This is a genomic window from Kocuria sp. MNB10 (assembly GCF_054073685.1).
In genome coordinates this window covers 2,803,310-2,818,386 of sequence record NZ_CM133411.1, presented here as the reverse complement: position 1 = coordinate 2,818,386, position 15,077 = coordinate 2,803,310, and the positions used below count along the sequence as shown (strand labels likewise).

The following is a 15,077-nucleotide window of genomic DNA, read 5'->3' as shown; positions in this document are numbered from 1 at the left end:
GTGACGGCGCGATAGAGTCGAAGCCGTGACTACCTCGAACGCCTCCCGCACGAACAACCACTGGCCAGACGTGTTGACGAGCTTGTCCCGCGGCGAGGACCTGTCATGGGACCAGTCCTACTGGGCCATGGACAACATCATGGCGGGCGAGGTCCTCGACACCGTGGTCGCGGGCTTCCTCATGGCACTGCGCACCAAGGGGGAGAGCGTGGCCGAGCTCAACGGTCTCGCGGACGCCATGGTCGCTCACGCCCGCCCCATCTCCGTTCCCGCCCCGGCGCTGGACATCGTGGGCACCGGCGGGGACCGCCTCTCGAGCGTCAACATCTCCACGATGTCCGCCCTGGTGTGCGCGGGGGCGGGGGTGCGGGTCGTGAAGCACGGCAACCGGGCGTCGTCGTCCAAATCGGGATCGGCGGACGTCCTGGAGGCCCTGGGCGTGCAGCTGGACATGCCCGTCGAGCGCGTCCAGCGCGCCGCACGCGAGGTGGGGATCACCTTCCTGTTCGCGCAGACCTTCCACCCGTCCATGCGCTTCGCGGCCGCCGCACGCAAGGCCCTCGGGGTCGCCACTGCATTCAACTTCCTGGGCCCGATCACCAATCCGGCCAAGGTCAAGGCATCGGCGATCGGCGTCGCGGACGAGGCCCTGGCGCCGCTGATGGCCGGTGTGTTCCAGAACCGCGGCGATCGCGCGCTCGTCTTCCGCGGCGATGACGGGCTCGACGAGCTCACCGTCACTGCGCCGTCGCGGATCTGGGAGGTGCGGGACGGCCGCACCACCGAACACACGCTCGAGCCCCTGGACCTGGACATGCCGCGCGCCACGATCGAGGATCTGCGCGGCCAGGACGCCACTTACAACGCGGGTGTGGTGCGCGACGTCCTCGACGGCTCGCCCGGACACGTGCGCAACGCGGTCTTGTTGAATGCCGCGGCCGGCCTCGTGGCCATCGATGAGAATGCCGAGGCTCCGTTCGCCGAGCGTTTCGAGGCCGCGGTTGGGCGTGCGGCCGAGTCCATCGACTCGGGTGCGGCGCGAGACGTCCTCACCGGGTGGGTCGAGTTCGCCGCGCGGTGACCACCCGGTCGTCGCTCCCGCCCGGCCCGTCCGTGCGGTACCGCACCATCTGACGACGACGCCGCTCGCCCGGTTTCCGGAGGAGCGGCGTCGTTCGTGCTACGGCCGGGGAGTCAGTCGTCGATGCCTAATGAGAACGCGGCGTCGAGATCGTGCGTGCTGTAGGTGCGGAAGGCGATGTTGGTGTTCGTGGACTCGACGCCCTCAACTTTGGACAGCTGATCGGCGATCACGTCCGCGAGCCGTTCGTGCTGGTGCACCCGGACCACGGCGATCAGGTCCCACTCACCGGTCACCGAATAGACCTCGGTCACGCCGCGAATGTCCGAGACCTCCTGGGCGACTTCGGGAATCCTGTCCGACGAGGTCTTGATCAAAACGATGGCGGTGAACATGGGGTTCCTTTCCACGGTGTCACTCCACTGTATCGGTGGGTCGATGGCGCGGCGGGCGTCTCGGAGCGGCCGGTGGCAGGGGAGTCGTGGCCGTATCAGCGACGACGAACTCGGGCCACGCCCGCCAGGACGAGGCGGTAGCCCACCAGGAAGACTCCCAGCACCACCAGGCTGACCAGGACGAACGACCATGCGGTGCCCTGGCCGGTGAGCGTCCGCAGGAACATGCCCACGATCTCGGTGCTGAGCCACACGACTAGGCCCGTGGGCACCACGGCGGCCGGGCGGTGCGCACCTCGGGCCGCGAACCATCCGATGAGGGTGCCCACGAGGAAGGGCCACGCGGTCGTGAGCATGCCCAGGACGTCCTCGCCGTGGGCGGATCGCCCAATGGCGGCGAAAACGATCACCAGAACGAGGTCCACGGCCAGGAAAAGGGGCCAGGCCCTCGCGGTTCGCTCGGCGGAAGGAGCTGATCCAGGCGATTGCGGGGGAGAGGCCACTGACGTGCGGGAGTCCGATCCGGGACGGGGTTGTGAGCTCATGTCTCCAGTTTATGGCGGGTTCTGGAAGCTTCCGAACGGATGAATTTCACAGTGAGAATCGCAGGATTTAGTTCGAGTTCCACCTATAACTTTAAGAACCGGCCCAAGGCGCTATGACGCTCTCATGGACTGGGCCAGCTGAGGTCGCCGCAGCTGGGGGGTCTTCACCCCGCGAGCGCACGAACCTCCAGGGGCTGCCCACATGCCGCGGATGCTTAGGCTGCACGTTTCAGAGCGCCGGCCTTACTGGCGACCTCCACGATCCGGCAGCCACCCAGAGCGGGCCCCGAAATCACCCGCGGGCCGGGGAACACCGCGGGGGAATCGCCGGCTGCACCCGTGGCATCGACGGTATGGGTCGCGTGCCCTCATCATGGCGTACTTCGCCGGACTGAGTACATACACGAGCAGAAACCCGAGATGTGTATCCGGACCCGTTGAACAAAAGCGTCACGCAACGCGCCGTCCCGTAACTATGCATGGCGTCGTTCAGGCGGTGACCCATGGGACGAGGGGCCGAGTCGCCGCCTGAGCTCACGGCCATCTGAGGCCTCCCAGAGGCTGAATCGGGTTCGCCCCATATCGCGTCGTTACTAACGTACCCCTATGACCGATAATGTACATTATGTAAAGTGAACCGAACGTGGAGTGGCCGGAACGGTCCCTGGGCCTCTCCCGTCGGCATCCTCGGCCCTCGGCCGACCGCAGCGCCCACTCCTTCTTGTGGTGCCCCAGCACCGTCAGGATGATTCCCAGCGCCGGCCATCCGATCGGTGCCCAGATCTCCCCCGCGGGTCGTCGTCGGACAGGGGCACCACGTCCGTGACCCTCACGGTGGGCGGAGTCGCCCCCGTGGCTCCCGGCGTCTGCCCCGCACCCGAGCCACGCTGGGCCTGCACGAAACCCCCGGAGGCAGCGCCCCCACTTTGTCCCGGAGCCCCAGGGCCACCGGGGCCGCGCCGCCGCCCGACGCCATCTTCTGCGGCGCCTGTTGCATCCCCGCGATCACTTGCTGGTCGATCCAGCGCTGCATGTTCGTCTCCACGCCCGTGAGCATCTGGGACGCCACCGGGCTGGCCGCACTCGCCGTGAGGATCTCGGGCTGCTCCCCCAGCACGATCCCGCCGCACACCTCCCGCGACGTGATCCCGTTGACCGCGTCCTCACTGTTGGCCATCGGGTGCAGCTCGAGCAGGTGCTCGGGCATCTTCTGGGTAACAGCATCGACCTGCTCCTGCGAACCGACTACCGCCCCGGGCAGGTTCTCCACCCGGGACGTGGCCGTGGGCCATGCGAAAGCGAGAAGAACGACACACATGTCGCCCGCTCCCCCATCCCCCGCGTACGCTCGCGCTCCCTGCAGGAGACACACGACGCGTTCGCAGTCGCCGTCGAGTCGCTACTCTCCGGGGTGCTTGCGGCCCCGGCCGACGGCTGACCACGGGCTGGGGACCATGGTCCGTCTCCGACGGCCGGGCCTGACCGTTGTACCGGGGCCCTGCTGCGCGAACGACGATCCGAACCCGCATACTCTGCAGCCGAAGCGGCCCCGCCCGCGCGGCGACGGAGTCGACGTGCCGGAACGCGCACGACCACGGGCGGCCACCCCGGAAGGGTGACCGCCCGTCGTCGTCAATTATTCAAACCGGTCGAGAGGGCGCCGGAGGGCGCGGACCGGCAGGGAGTCAGCGGTTGAGGACCGTGATGGCCTCGTGGGCGCGCTCGGCTCGGACCTGCACCAGGTAGGTGTCCGCGGCCGTGGTGCGCACGGACTTGAAGTCTCGCTTCCCGCCGGTGGCCAGGTGCGCCACGAAACCGAAGATCACGCCCCACACGGCACCGATCACCACGGACCACAGGATGATGGACAGCCAGCCGAACGCCGGGGCGAACAGGCCGAACAGGATGCCGATGAACAGGCCCAGCCACGCGCCGGAACCCAGGCCGGCGAGCGCGGCGCGGCCCTTGGTCAGGCGACCGGTGACGTATTCCTCGGAGCGCAGGCCCTCGCCCACGATCTTGACGGTGGAGACATCGAACTCGCGGTCGGAGAGCGTGTCCACGACGGCCTGGGCCTCGGCGTAATCGGGGAAGCGGGCGATCGTCTCGTATTTAGCGGCAGCGGTCTGGATCTCGTAGGCCATGATTCCCCTCACAATTGGTATGTATGATGCAAACGTCCCGCTTCCACCATATCAACCGGGCTCACGGCATCGAGAGCTCACAGCACCGAGCGGTAGACCTCCAGGGTCTGCTGCGCGATGGACTCCCACGAGAAGTGTTCCTCCGCGCGCGTGCGTCCCGCCTGCCCCATGCGGTGAGCGCGGTCGGGGTCGGAGACCACGTCGGTGAGGGCTGCGGCGAAGTCGTCCACGAACTTCTGGGGGTCCAAGGGTGTGCCGGTGCCGTCGGTGACCTGTTCGATCGGGACCAGGCGGCCGGTCTCGCCGTCGACGACGACTTCGGGGATGCCCCCGGTGGCAGTGGCGACCACGGCGGCGCCGCAGGCCATGGCTTCGAGGTTGACGATGCCCAGGGGTTCGTAGACGGAGGGGCACGCGAAGGCGGTGGCGTGGGAGAGGATCTGGATCACGGCGCGGCGGGGCAGCATCTTCTCGATGAGCACCACGCCCTCGCGCTCGGTCTTGAGCTGGTCGATGAGGGCGTTGACCTCGGCGCCGAGCTCGGGGGTGTCGGCGGCGCCGGCGCACAGGACCAGTTGCACCTCGGGCGGCAGCTGCAGAGCGGCGCGCAGGAGGTAGGGCACGCCCTTCTGGCGGGTCACGCGGCCCACGAAGACCACGGAGGGCTTGGTGGGGTCGATGCCGTACTCGTCCAGGACGTCGGTGTTCTCGTCTCGGTCCCACTGGCTGACGTCGATCCCGTTGTGCACGGTGCGTACACGCTGGGGGTCCACGTCCGGGTAGGAGGCGAGGATGTCGCGGCGCATGCCGTCGGACACGGCGATGATCGCGGCAGCGGCCTCGTAGGCGGTCTTCTCCGCGAAGCTGGACACCCGGTACCCGCCGCCGAGCTGTTCGGCCTTCCACGGGCGCAGGGGTTCCAGGGAGTGGGCGGAGAGCACGTGGGGGATGTCGTACATGAGGGAGGACAGGTGCCCACCCATGTTGGCGTACCACGTGTGGGAGTGCACCAGATCCGCGCCCTGGATGTCCCCGATCATGGTGAGGTCCACCCCGAGGGTCTGCACGGCGGCGTTGGCATCGGCCAGTTCACCCGGCACGGGATACGCTTGCACCTGGGCGCCATGGAAGTCCGGGTCCCGGGGTTCGCCGAAGCAGCGGATGTTGAGGTCCACGAGCGGTGCGAGCACGCGGGACAACTCGGCCACGTGCACCCCCGCTCCCCCGTAGATGGTCGGCGGGAACTCTTTGCTCAGGATGTCTACTCGCACACTGCGAGCGTACTGCACGGGGGTGCTCGCACACAGGTGCGCAAAAGTTCGCGAAACTTCCGGCGACACGGTGTTCCGCCTTGCCGAGTGGGACACAATGACGGGGAAGACCAGTCAAAGACGACGCCGTGTTGTGGTCCGCGAGGGCTCTGACTGGCTCGGGAAGTGAGGGGTACGAATGTCACGACACAAGAAAGTCCTTGCCATCGTTCTGGCCGGTGGGGAGGGCAAGCGCCTGATGCCGCTGACGGAGGACCGGGCCAAGCCCGCCGTGCCGTTCGCGGGCGGGTACCGGTTGATCGACTTCGCGCTGTCCAACCTGGTGAACTCGGGGTACCTGCAGATCGTGGTGCTCACCCAGTACAAGTCCCACTCCCTGGACCGGCACCTGTCCGAGACGTGGCGGTTGTCCACGCAGCTGGGCAATTACGTGACCTCGGTGCCCGCGCAGCAGCGCCGCGGTAAGGAATGGTTCCTGGGTTCGGCCAACGCGATCTTCCAGTCCATGAACCTGATCGACGACGCCGATCCGGACATCGTGGTGGTCGTGGGCGCCGACCACGTGTACCGGATGGACTTCTCGGACATGGTGCGCAAGCACATCGAGTCCGGGGCCAAGGCGTCCGTGGCCGGGGTGCGTCAGCCCATGGACATGGTCAAGTCCTTCGGTGTGATCGAGACCGACCCGCAGGACCCCACCCGAATCTCCCGGTTCGTGGAGAAGCCGGACTCCACCGCTCCCCTGCCGGACGACCCGAACGCGTTCCTCGCGTCTATGGGCAACTACGTCTTCGACCGGGACGCCCTCGTGGAGGCGCTGCGCGCGGACAACGAGCGCGGGGACACCAACCACGACATGGGCGGGGACATCATGCCCCACTTCGCGGACCGCGGTGAGGCCATGGTCTACGACTTCACCCACAACGACGTCCCGGGTTCCACCGACCGCGACCGCCAGTACTGGCGGGACGTGGGCACCCTGGATTCCTACTACGACTCTCACATGGACCTGATCCGTCCGCTGCCGGTGTTCAACCTCTACAACTACGACTGGCCCATCTACACCCACCAGATCATGGCCCCGCCGGCCAGGACGGTGCGCGGGCCCAACGGTCAGGCCGGCGTGGCCTTCGACTCGATCGTCTCCCCCGGTGTGCTGATCACCGGCGGGCACGTGGGCTCCTCGGTGCTCTCCCCCAAGGTCAAGGTGGAGCACGACGCCCGCGTGACCGAATCGGTGCTCATGCAGAACGTGCAGATCGGCGCCGGGGCCACCGTGCACCGCACCATCCTGGACAAGAACGTGATCGTCCCGCCCGGGTTCACGGTGGGCTTGGACCGCGAGCGCGACCTCGCCCGCGGGCTCACGGTCACGGATTCGGGGTTGACGATCGCGCCCAAGAACTACCGCTTCCAGAACTGAGTCCGGTTCTCGTTCCGTGACACCCACTCGGCGGCCCCGCTCACGCGAGCGGGGCCGCCGTCGTAGGCGCCGACGAGGGCGCGGTCGGGAGCCCGGGCGGGGACGACGACGCCGCATCGCGCGGTTGCCGACGGCAGCGTCGTCGTCTGCCCGGCACGCCCAGCGGGCCGCAAGGGGGCGCGGGCGGGCGGATGCCTACACTGGGGTCATGGGAGCCAGCTCACTGACCAGAGAAGATGCCATGACGCGCGCGGAGCAGATCCGGGTGGAGGACTACCGGGTCACGGTGGATCTCTCGGGAGCACGGGAGCCGGGCGCCACGACATTCGGTACCGAGGTCACGGTGCGCTTCACCGCGGAGGCCGGTGCGGAGACGTTCATCGACTTCATTCACGACACCGTGAGCGCCGTGGAACTCAATGGCGAGTCGTTGGACGTGGACGACGTCGTGGAGGGCTCGCGGATCCGGTTGCCGGAGCTGGGCACGGCCAATGAGCTGCACGTGGTGGGTCGCGCGCTGTACTCCCGTTCCGGGGAGGGCATGCACCGCTATGTGGACCCCCAGGACGACTCCGTTTACCTTTACACCCAGTACGAGCCCGCCGATTGCCGCCGGGTGTTCCCCGTGTTCGAGCAGCCGGACCTCAAGGCCGTCTACCACTTCACCGTGATCACGCCCCCGGAGTGGCTCGCGGCGTCCAACGGGGACCCCACGGGGCAGAACACCACCGACGACTGCGACGTCCCCGGTGCGGTGGCCCACGACTTCGCCCCCACCCAGCGGATCTCGAGCTACATCACCGCCATCCTGGCGGGGCCCTACGCCCGGTTCACCGACGAGTGGTCCGGCACCGACCCCCAGGGCGAGGCCGTGACGATCCCCCTCACGCTGTACTGCCGGCGGGCGCTCGCTGAGTACATGGACACCCAGGAGCTGTTCATGCTCACCAAGCAGGGTCTGGATTTCTTCCCGCGGTTGTTCGCGTTCGCGTACCCGTTCGGGAAGTACGAGCAGGCGTTCGTGCCGGAGTACAACCTGGGGGCCATGGAGAACCCGGGGCTCGTGACGTTCACGGAGGCGTACCTGTTCCCGTCGGGTGCCACGCGGGCGCAGTTGGCGGGGCGGGCGAACACGCTGCTGCACGAGATGTCCCACATGTGGTTCGGGGACCTGGTGACCATGCGGTGGTGGGACGACCTGTGGTTGAAGGAGTCCTTCGCGGAGTTCATGGGTGCGTACGCGTCCGTGCACGCGACCGAGTACACGGACGCGTGGGTCACGTTCGCACTCGCCCGTAAGGAGTGGGCATACCGCCAGGACCAGCTGCCCACCACGCACCCGATCGTCGCGGACATCCCGGACCTGGAGGCCGCGCGGCAGAACTTCGACGGCATCACCTACGCCAAGGGCGCCTCCGTGCTGAAGCAGCTCGTAGCGTTCGTGGGTGAGGAAGCGTTCATGGACGCGTGCCGTGCGTACTTCCGCCGGTTCGCGTTCGAGAACACGAGCCTGGACGACTTCCTGGAGGTCCTGGACGAGGCCAGCGATCACGACGTCCGCGCGTGGGCCCAGCAGTGGTTGCACACCACGGGTGTCCCCGTCCTGAAGGTCCGCCTCCCGGGCTCGGTGGACGACGACGCCGCGGCGCCGGGTGCACATGCCACGCACGACGGCGCGGGGTCCGGTGACCCCGCCGACCCCGCCGCAGTGGACGGCACCGCGGCGGCGAGCGCCACGCTGACCCAGCGAGCGGCGTCGTTGCGTCCGCACGGGCTGACCGTGGGCCGGTACACGCGGGATGGCGATGCCGTGGTGACCACGGCGCGCACCGAGGTACGGGTGCCGGCCTCGGACACGCCCGTTCCCGTCACGGGTCTAGGCGACGCCCCGAGCAGCGAGGCCCAGGACGGCGAGTCATTCCTGCTGGTCAACGACACTGACCTCACGTACTGCCTGGCCCATCCGGACCCGGAATCGCTTGCGGCCATCACCCGCCTGGTGGGGGCGATCGAGGACCCGCTCGCGCGAGCGGTGGCGCACTCGCAGGTGTGGGCCGCGGTGCGCGATGCCCGGCTGTCCCCGCGGGAGTACGTGTCCATGGCGGCGCGTGAGTGCGGTGCGGAGCGTCACGCGGCGATCCTCACGACCGTGCTGGACCACGCGGGTCAGGCCCTGGGCGAGTACGTGCCCTACCAGTACCGCACCGCCTCGCGGCGTGAATTCTTCGAGGCCCTGCGCAATGCCCTGCTGGCCGCGCAGGCGGGTTCCGATGAGCAGCTGGTACTCGCGCGCGCTTTCGCCCGCGAAGCGGCGCGGGACGGCAGCTACGCCCGTCAGGTGCAGGAGTGGCTCGGGGACGAGGGCACGGTGGCCGGTCTGCCCCTGTCCTCCGAGCTGCGCTGGTCCCTTCTCACCGCGCTCACCGCCACGGGTCACGCCACGGTCTCCGAGCTGGAGACCGAACACGCGCAGGATCCCACCCGCGACGGCCGGCTGGGCTACACCCGGGCCGTGGCCGCCATCCGCTCGGACCGGGCCAAGAACGAGGCGTGGCAGCGGATCGTGGCCGGGGAGCTGTCCAACGACGAGCTGAGCGCCACGATCTCCGGCTTCCAGTTGGCGGCCCCTGCCGTGCTGCATCGCTACGAGTCCGAGTACTTCGCCCACTTCGCCGAATGGTGGGACACCCACTCCATGGAGATCGCGACCCGTATGGTGCGCGGACTGTACCCGCGCGCGATCGAGGTGCGGGCGGCGTCGTCTGACCCGAAGGAACACCCCGTGGTGCGGGAGACCCACGCGTGGTTGGACGCCCACCGGGACGCCCCGGGGGCCCTGCGACGCATCATCATGGAACTCGCGGCGGACGCCGAAAGGGCCGTGGAACTGCAGGTGGCGTGCCTGTCCCGGTGAACCCTGGGGCCCGCATTCCACCGAGCGGATGAACATCGATGCGTTGGGATCAACGGTTAGCATGTGGTGTGATGCCGCGGCGGAGCACGCGTCGGCGCTATTGCGAGGGAGACCATGAGGGATTACGCGCTCAACGACCGAGGGTCCTTGGACGTCGTCACCGAGAACTTCTACGACACCGAGATCATGCGGGTGTTCGGAGGCCTCTCCGTGGGCCGGGCGCAGACGTGGACCGGGACGGCCGCGCTGGTCCTGGAACCGGACAACCCCTTCGACCCGCACACCGTGTCCGTGCGCGTGGGCGGGAACAAGGTGGCCCACCTCAGTTCCGGGGACGCACACCGTTACTGGCACCCCCTCTCACGCGTGATCGCCTCCGGCTACACCCCCGTGGTCCCGCTGCACCTGGAGGCCGAGTTGCAGCGCCAGGACGGGCAGGCGGAGGTCGCCGCGCGCGCGACGATCGGCATCGCTCCCCCGGACCTGCTGTTCCCCCTCAACACCGCGCCCGCGCAATCGGCCGTGCTGCCCCAGGGCTCCTCGATCAAGGTTTTGGACGAACAGGAGTTCGCCGAGTATCTGCACTCGATCGTGCCAGCCTCCGGTGAGGGCCGCGTGATCCTCACCCTCGAGGTCAACAAGGTCAAGAACTCCCACGGGCTCACCGTCGACACCGTGGACGTGCTCTACGAACGCAAACAGGTGGGTCGGCTCTCTACCCAGATGTCCCAGCAGTTCATCCCGATCATCCACTACGCGTTCGAACAGGATCTGCTCACCGCCGTGTGGGGGACGATTCGTGGTTCCTCGTTCGAGGTGTCCATGACCTTGCAGGCCGCCCGCGCCTCCGAGGTCCCCCAGCAGTGGTTCACGGACCTGCCCAACGACGTCCCCGAGCTGCTGCCGGACGCCGAGGATTTCGAGGTGCCCCCGGCCTACGTGCCCGTGGAATCGGACCGCGGGCGCAACGCCAAGAAATGGCGCCGCGGTTTCAGGGCCGCTCACACCGACGACGACGCTGCTCGCAACCGCCCCGGCGCCCAGACCCGGCCTGCGGCACCCGCCCCCGCGCGTGAACCCCGCCGCGCAACCGGCGGGTCCAGTGCGGCCCGGCTGGTGGGCGGACTTACGAGCGGGCTGAAGCCCCTGGTCACCGCGCTCGCCGCGCTCACCATGATCCTGGTACTCGTGAGCATCATCCTGCTGGGTGTGGAACCATTGGCCACGACGCTCGTGTTGATCGTGGCCGTGGCCACCGGATTCATGGCCTTCTACCTGCACAGAACGCTGTAAGGGGTTCTTTCACCCGTATGATTTCTCGCCGCGAACGGTTCCTCCAGATCATCGAAGTGCTCACCAAGCACGGTTTCGGTTTCGCTCTCGGCGGGTTGAAACCGCAGTGGCGGGCCCCCCTGGCGCGCGTGAAACTCATCGATCCGCAGACCATCCACTCCCAGCCCGAACACCTGCGCATGGCCCTGGAGGAACTGGGACCCACGTTCATCAAGCTAGGCCAGCTCGTCTCGACCCGCCCGGACCTGCTGCCCTCCGGCTACGCGGACGAACTGCTCAAGCTCCAGGACGACACCCCACCGATCCCCGTGGAGCAGATCCGGGCCATGATCGAGGCCGAACCGGATTCCCAGGCGGAGGAGATCCTCACGCACATGGACCCCGAGCCCGTGGCCACCGGCTCGATCGGTCAGGCCCACGCCGCCGTGTTCCGGGGACATGAAGTCATCGTCAAGGTCCGCCGCCCCGGCGTGACCGACGAGGTCAATCGCGACCTGGAGATTCTGCAGGACATGTCCTCGTGGGTGGCCCGCTACTGGACCGCCGCCCAGGACTACGACCTCGAGGGGCTCGTGGAAGAGTTCAGCGCCTCCCTGCGCGACGAACTGGACTTCATCCAGGAGGCCCGCAACTCCCAGCGCATGGCCGAGAACTTCATCGGTCACCCGCGGATCCACATCCCCGAGATCTACTGGGAGGCCACGACCTCCCGCGTGCTGACCATGGAGCGGATGTTCGGGGTCAAGATCAACGATTACGACGCTCTCGAGGCCGAGGGCGTCAACCGTCACCTGCTGGCCAAGGAGGCCACGGACGCGATCTGCAAAATGGTGTTCGAGGACGGGTTCTTCCACGCGGATCCTCACCCCGGCAACTTGTTCGTGGAGCCGGACGGGCGGATCGCGGTCATCGACTTCGGGATGGTCGGCAACCTCAGTGAGGAGTTCCGGGACCACCTGATCACCCTGCTGCTCGGCGTCGTGCAGAACAACCCGCGCCGCGCCGCGACCGGACTGCTGGGCTTGACCGACAGCGGCCAGCACGACGTCTCCAAGCGGGACCTGGAACGCGACGTCTCCGTGATGATGCGCCGCTACGCCAACAAACCGCTCGAAGAGGTGCGGGTGGGCGAGCTCATGGCGGATCTGATCTCCGTGCTGCGCCACCACAAGCTGCAGCTCCCGCGCGAGTCCGCCTTGCTGCTGCGCATGCTCGTCACCGCCGAGTCCATGGGTACCGGCCTGGACCCCGGCTTCGACCTGGTCTCGGCCGTGCAGCCCTACGCGGAGCGGTTCATCATCAACCGGCTCTCCCCGGACATGCTGTTCAACCGGTTGCGCTCCACGATCGAAGAAGCCGTGCAAATGGGCGTGGACGTGCCCGAGTACGTGCGCCGCTTCCTGGTGGTGCTCGAACGCGGCGGCTTCGACGTCCACCTGCGCACGGACGAGCTGGATCCCCTGGTCAAGAGCGGCGCCAAGATCGGCCACCAGGTCGTGGCCGGCGGCGTGATCGCCGCGACCATCAACGGCACCGCGCACATCATCGCCTCGGACCCCGAGCGATGGAAGAAGTACCACACGCCGTTGATCGTGGGTGGGATGTCCACGGTAGCGGCACTCAGCGGCTATCTCGCCGTGTCCTCCAACGTGGAACGCGTCCGCCACGTGGTGCGGGTGCTGCGCGGGAACAAGTCCAAGCGCACCGTGCGTTGAGCCCGGACGTGGTCCACGAGGCTCTACCGGGCGGTCAGTCCTGCTCCCGCCCGTCATATGCCCTCGACGAGGATGAGTCAGCCGTTTGCTCCGACAGGGCCTGGGCTCGCGCCGCATCCAGGCACGCTTGACTGAACGGTAGCGGCCCTCCGTTCGCGAAGTCCCGTAAGTGCTCGTTGGCAGGGACTTGGACGCGGCTGACGTAGTCCAGGCCAGGAACGCGCTTGGCCACTGTCGCATAAGCGACCCCCGGTTGTTTGAGGTTCGCGACCACCGCGCGGATTCCGTCCACGGACCCCGGGGCCACCAACAGCTCCAGCAAGCGTGCATCGATCGTCTTGACCGCCTGGCCGTCCTGGATGAAATCGTAATAGGGCCCGTGGTACCCGTCGATGTACCGCAGGTGGGCCGTCGGATGACCAGCCATGAAACACGCAACATCCCCGAGGTCGATCAAGACATCCGTGAGGTGCTCCAGCAGACTCAGGACCATTAAGTGCTTCGTCATGGTAGCCGGCCTGCGCAGACTGACGCGCTTCGGGGCCTCGGCCCGAACCTCAATCTCGAACGCTGATGGGCCCAGCTGGCCGATAGAGAAGTCCTGGTCCCACCCAGAGATAATCCCCCTGGCGTCCCCGAGCAACTGCTGGGTCAACAATTGCAAACCCGTGAAGCTCTCGCGCAACGGTGACTGCGGCAAGGCCAGCTGCCGGCCGTCGCCATCCCGGTAGGTGACGACGACGATCACACGGGCCTTGGGGGGGACGGTGCCCAGATAGTTGCGTGCCACGGTGCCTTTCATCGAGCTCGCAGAGACATTTTTCCGTAATGCAGGTCACCGAGGTCCGGGTGTTCGGGGGAACATTTCCCGGCAATAACACCGTTTTCTTAGGGGGTATTCGCCGACGTCACACCTGCATTCATATGCAAACAGTGTAGGACACCCTCAGGAGCGCCATCGTCCCTACCCCCCGGTACATTTGTAGCCACTATGGTGGACACGATCATCCGATCTTGTCCGCGTGAACCCTGGTATTCCCCTAGACTGTGGCCGTACAGGGCGTGTGGGGCCGGGCCGGGTGATCCGCGGCTCACGTAACGCGTCATTGGCCGAGGTAAGGATGAATTGCGTGTTCACGATCATGCCGATTTACGGCACCCGTCCGGAGGCCATCAAGATGGCTCCCATCGTCACCGCCCTGCAGAACAGCGATCAGTTCGAGTGCGTGGTCACTGTGACCGGCCAGCACCGCGAGATGCTGGACCAGGTCAACGAGATCTTCGGGATCACGCCGGACCACGATCTGAACATCATCCAGCCCCGCCAAACCCTCAACGGTGTGCTGACCCGCACGGTCGAGGGTCTGGACCGGATCTTCGAGGACACTCCCCCGGACGCCGTGGTGGTCCAAGGTGACACCACCACCTCCACCGCTGCGGCGATCGCCGCGTTCTACCGCGGGATCCCGGTGATCCACGCCGAGGCCGGGCTGCGTTCCTTCAACCTGTTCTCCCCGTTCCCGGAGGAGGCCAACCGCAAGATCACCTCGCAGATCACGTCCCTGCACCTGGCCCCCACGGCCACGTCCAAGGAGAATCTCCTGCGCGAGGCCATCACGGAGGAGGACATCGTGGTCACGGGTAACACCGTGATCGACGCTCTGCTGCACACCGTGGAGCAGCAGCTGCCCTTCACGGACCCCCAGCTCGAGGAGATCGCGTCCTCCGGTAAGCGTGTGCTGTTGGTGACCACGCACCGTCGTGAGAACCAGGGCGAGGCGATGCGCGGCGTCGGACGCGCCCTGGCCCGGATCGCGGACGCGGAACCCGAGCTGACCATCGTGCTGCCCGCCCACCGCAACCCGGTGGTGCGCGAGGCGGTGCTGCCGGCCATCGAGGGCAAGCCCAATGTGGTCGTGACCGAGCCGCTCGCCTACGGCGAGTTCACCCGCATGCTGTCCGTGGCGCACGTGGTGCTGACCGACTCCGGCGGGGTTCAGGAGGAAGCGCCGTCGCTCGGCAAGCCCGTGCTCGTGATGCGCGAGAACACCGAGCGTCCCGAGGCCGTGACTGCCGGGACCGTGAAGCTCATCGGTACGGACGAGGAGCGGATCGTGAGCGAGGTGGACCGGTTGCTCAACGACGATGCCGCATACCACGATATGGCCAACGCCGTGAACCCCTACGGTGACGGCAAGGCCGCCGAGCGCTCCCTGGCCGCGATCGAGCAGATGTTCGATGTGGGCCGGCGCGTGGCGGACTTCGATTCCCAGGCGTAAGCCCGACCCCCTCGCCT

At 67.4% G+C, this 15,077-nt stretch carries 12 protein-coding genes; 6 read left to right on the top strand and 6 right to left on the bottom strand.

Annotated elements, in window-relative coordinates; genetic code table 11:
* Positions 1 to 25 precede the first annotated feature (25 nt).
* Positions 26 to 1,081, top strand: a complete 1,056-nt coding sequence (trpD, locus tag ACW9PK_RS12820) for an anthranilate phosphoribosyltransferase (protein WP_457016149.1) — start codon at positions 26 to 28, stop codon at positions 1,079 to 1,081.
* A 113-nt stretch (positions 1,082 to 1,194) separates the two neighbouring features.
* Here trpD and ACW9PK_RS12815 read toward each other — a convergent pair whose 3' ends face one another.
* The 5 genes from ACW9PK_RS12815 to glgA form a co-directional block, all read right to left on the bottom strand.
* Positions 1,195 to 1,476 carry an Lrp/AsnC family transcriptional regulator gene (locus tag ACW9PK_RS12815; protein ID WP_155384267.1) on the bottom strand — a complete coding sequence of 94 codons (282 nt, stop codon included), beginning with the start codon at positions 1,474 to 1,476 and terminating at the stop codon, positions 1,195 to 1,197.
* 95 nt (positions 1,477 to 1,571) lie between these two features.
* Positions 1,572 to 2,021 carry a DUF3054 domain-containing protein gene (locus ACW9PK_RS12810; protein WP_085106051.1) on the bottom strand — a complete coding sequence of 150 codons (450 nt, stop codon included), beginning with the start codon at positions 2,019 to 2,021 and terminating at the stop codon, positions 1,572 to 1,574.
* Between the two features lie 829 nt (positions 2,022 to 2,850).
* Positions 2,851 to 3,339 (bottom strand): hypothetical protein, encoded by a 489-nt coding sequence (locus tag ACW9PK_RS12805; protein ID WP_085106052.1) that lies wholly within the window; start codon positions 3,337 to 3,339, stop codon positions 2,851 to 2,853.
* Between the two features lie 367 nt (positions 3,340 to 3,706).
* Entirely contained in the window at positions 3,707 to 4,165 is a 459-nt protein-coding gene (locus ACW9PK_RS12800; RefSeq protein WP_064845191.1) for a general stress protein, read from the bottom strand.
* 77 nt (positions 4,166 to 4,242) lie between these two features.
* Positions 4,243 to 5,436 carry a glycogen synthase gene (gene glgA / locus ACW9PK_RS12795; RefSeq protein ID WP_064845206.1) on the bottom strand — a complete coding sequence of 398 codons (1,194 nt, stop codon included), beginning with the start codon at positions 5,434 to 5,436 and terminating at the stop codon, positions 4,243 to 4,245.
* A gap of 178 nt (positions 5,437 to 5,614) precedes the next feature.
* Here glgA and glgC point away from each other — a divergent pair, with 178 nt between their 5' ends.
* The 4 genes from glgC (at position 5,615) to ACW9PK_RS12775 (ending at position 12,781) form a co-directional block, all read left to right on the top strand.
* Positions 5,615 to 6,859: a glucose-1-phosphate adenylyltransferase gene (gene glgC, locus ACW9PK_RS12790; protein WP_131332938.1), complete on the top strand. Its 1,245-nt coding sequence runs from the start codon at positions 5,615 to 5,617 to the stop codon at positions 6,857 to 6,859.
* A 208-nt stretch (positions 6,860 to 7,067) separates the two neighbouring features.
* A complete protein-coding gene (pepN, locus tag ACW9PK_RS12785; RefSeq protein ID WP_457016146.1) occupies positions 7,068 to 9,773 on the top strand; it encodes an aminopeptidase N in 2,706 nt (901 codons plus the stop codon).
* 114 nt (positions 9,774 to 9,887) lie between these two features.
* The gene (locus ACW9PK_RS12780) at positions 9,888 to 11,066 is read left to right on the top strand and encodes a hypothetical protein (protein WP_457016144.1); all 1,179 of its coding nucleotides are present in this window, start codon (positions 9,888 to 9,890) and stop codon (positions 11,064 to 11,066) included.
* A gap of 17 nt (positions 11,067 to 11,083) precedes the next feature.
* Positions 11,084 to 12,781, top strand: a complete 1,698-nt coding sequence (locus ACW9PK_RS12775; protein ID WP_457016143.1) for an ABC1 kinase family protein — start codon at positions 11,084 to 11,086, stop codon at positions 12,779 to 12,781.
* A 34-nt stretch (positions 12,782 to 12,815) separates the two neighbouring features.
* On the opposite strand, the gene ACW9PK_RS12770 is transcribed toward ACW9PK_RS12775, so the two are convergent.
* Positions 12,816 to 13,571 carry a hypothetical protein gene (locus tag ACW9PK_RS12770; protein ID WP_457016141.1) on the bottom strand — a complete coding sequence of 252 codons (756 nt, stop codon included), beginning with the start codon at positions 13,569 to 13,571 and terminating at the stop codon, positions 12,816 to 12,818.
* Positions 13,572 to 13,902: 331 nt separating this feature from the next.
* Here ACW9PK_RS12770 and wecB point away from each other — a divergent pair, with 331 nt between their 5' ends.
* The gene (gene wecB / locus ACW9PK_RS12765; protein ID WP_457016140.1) at positions 13,903 to 15,060 is read left to right on the top strand and encodes a non-hydrolyzing UDP-N-acetylglucosamine 2-epimerase; all 1,158 of its coding nucleotides are present in this window, start codon (positions 13,903 to 13,905) and stop codon (positions 15,058 to 15,060) included.
* Positions 15,061 to 15,077 lie beyond the last annotated feature (17 nt).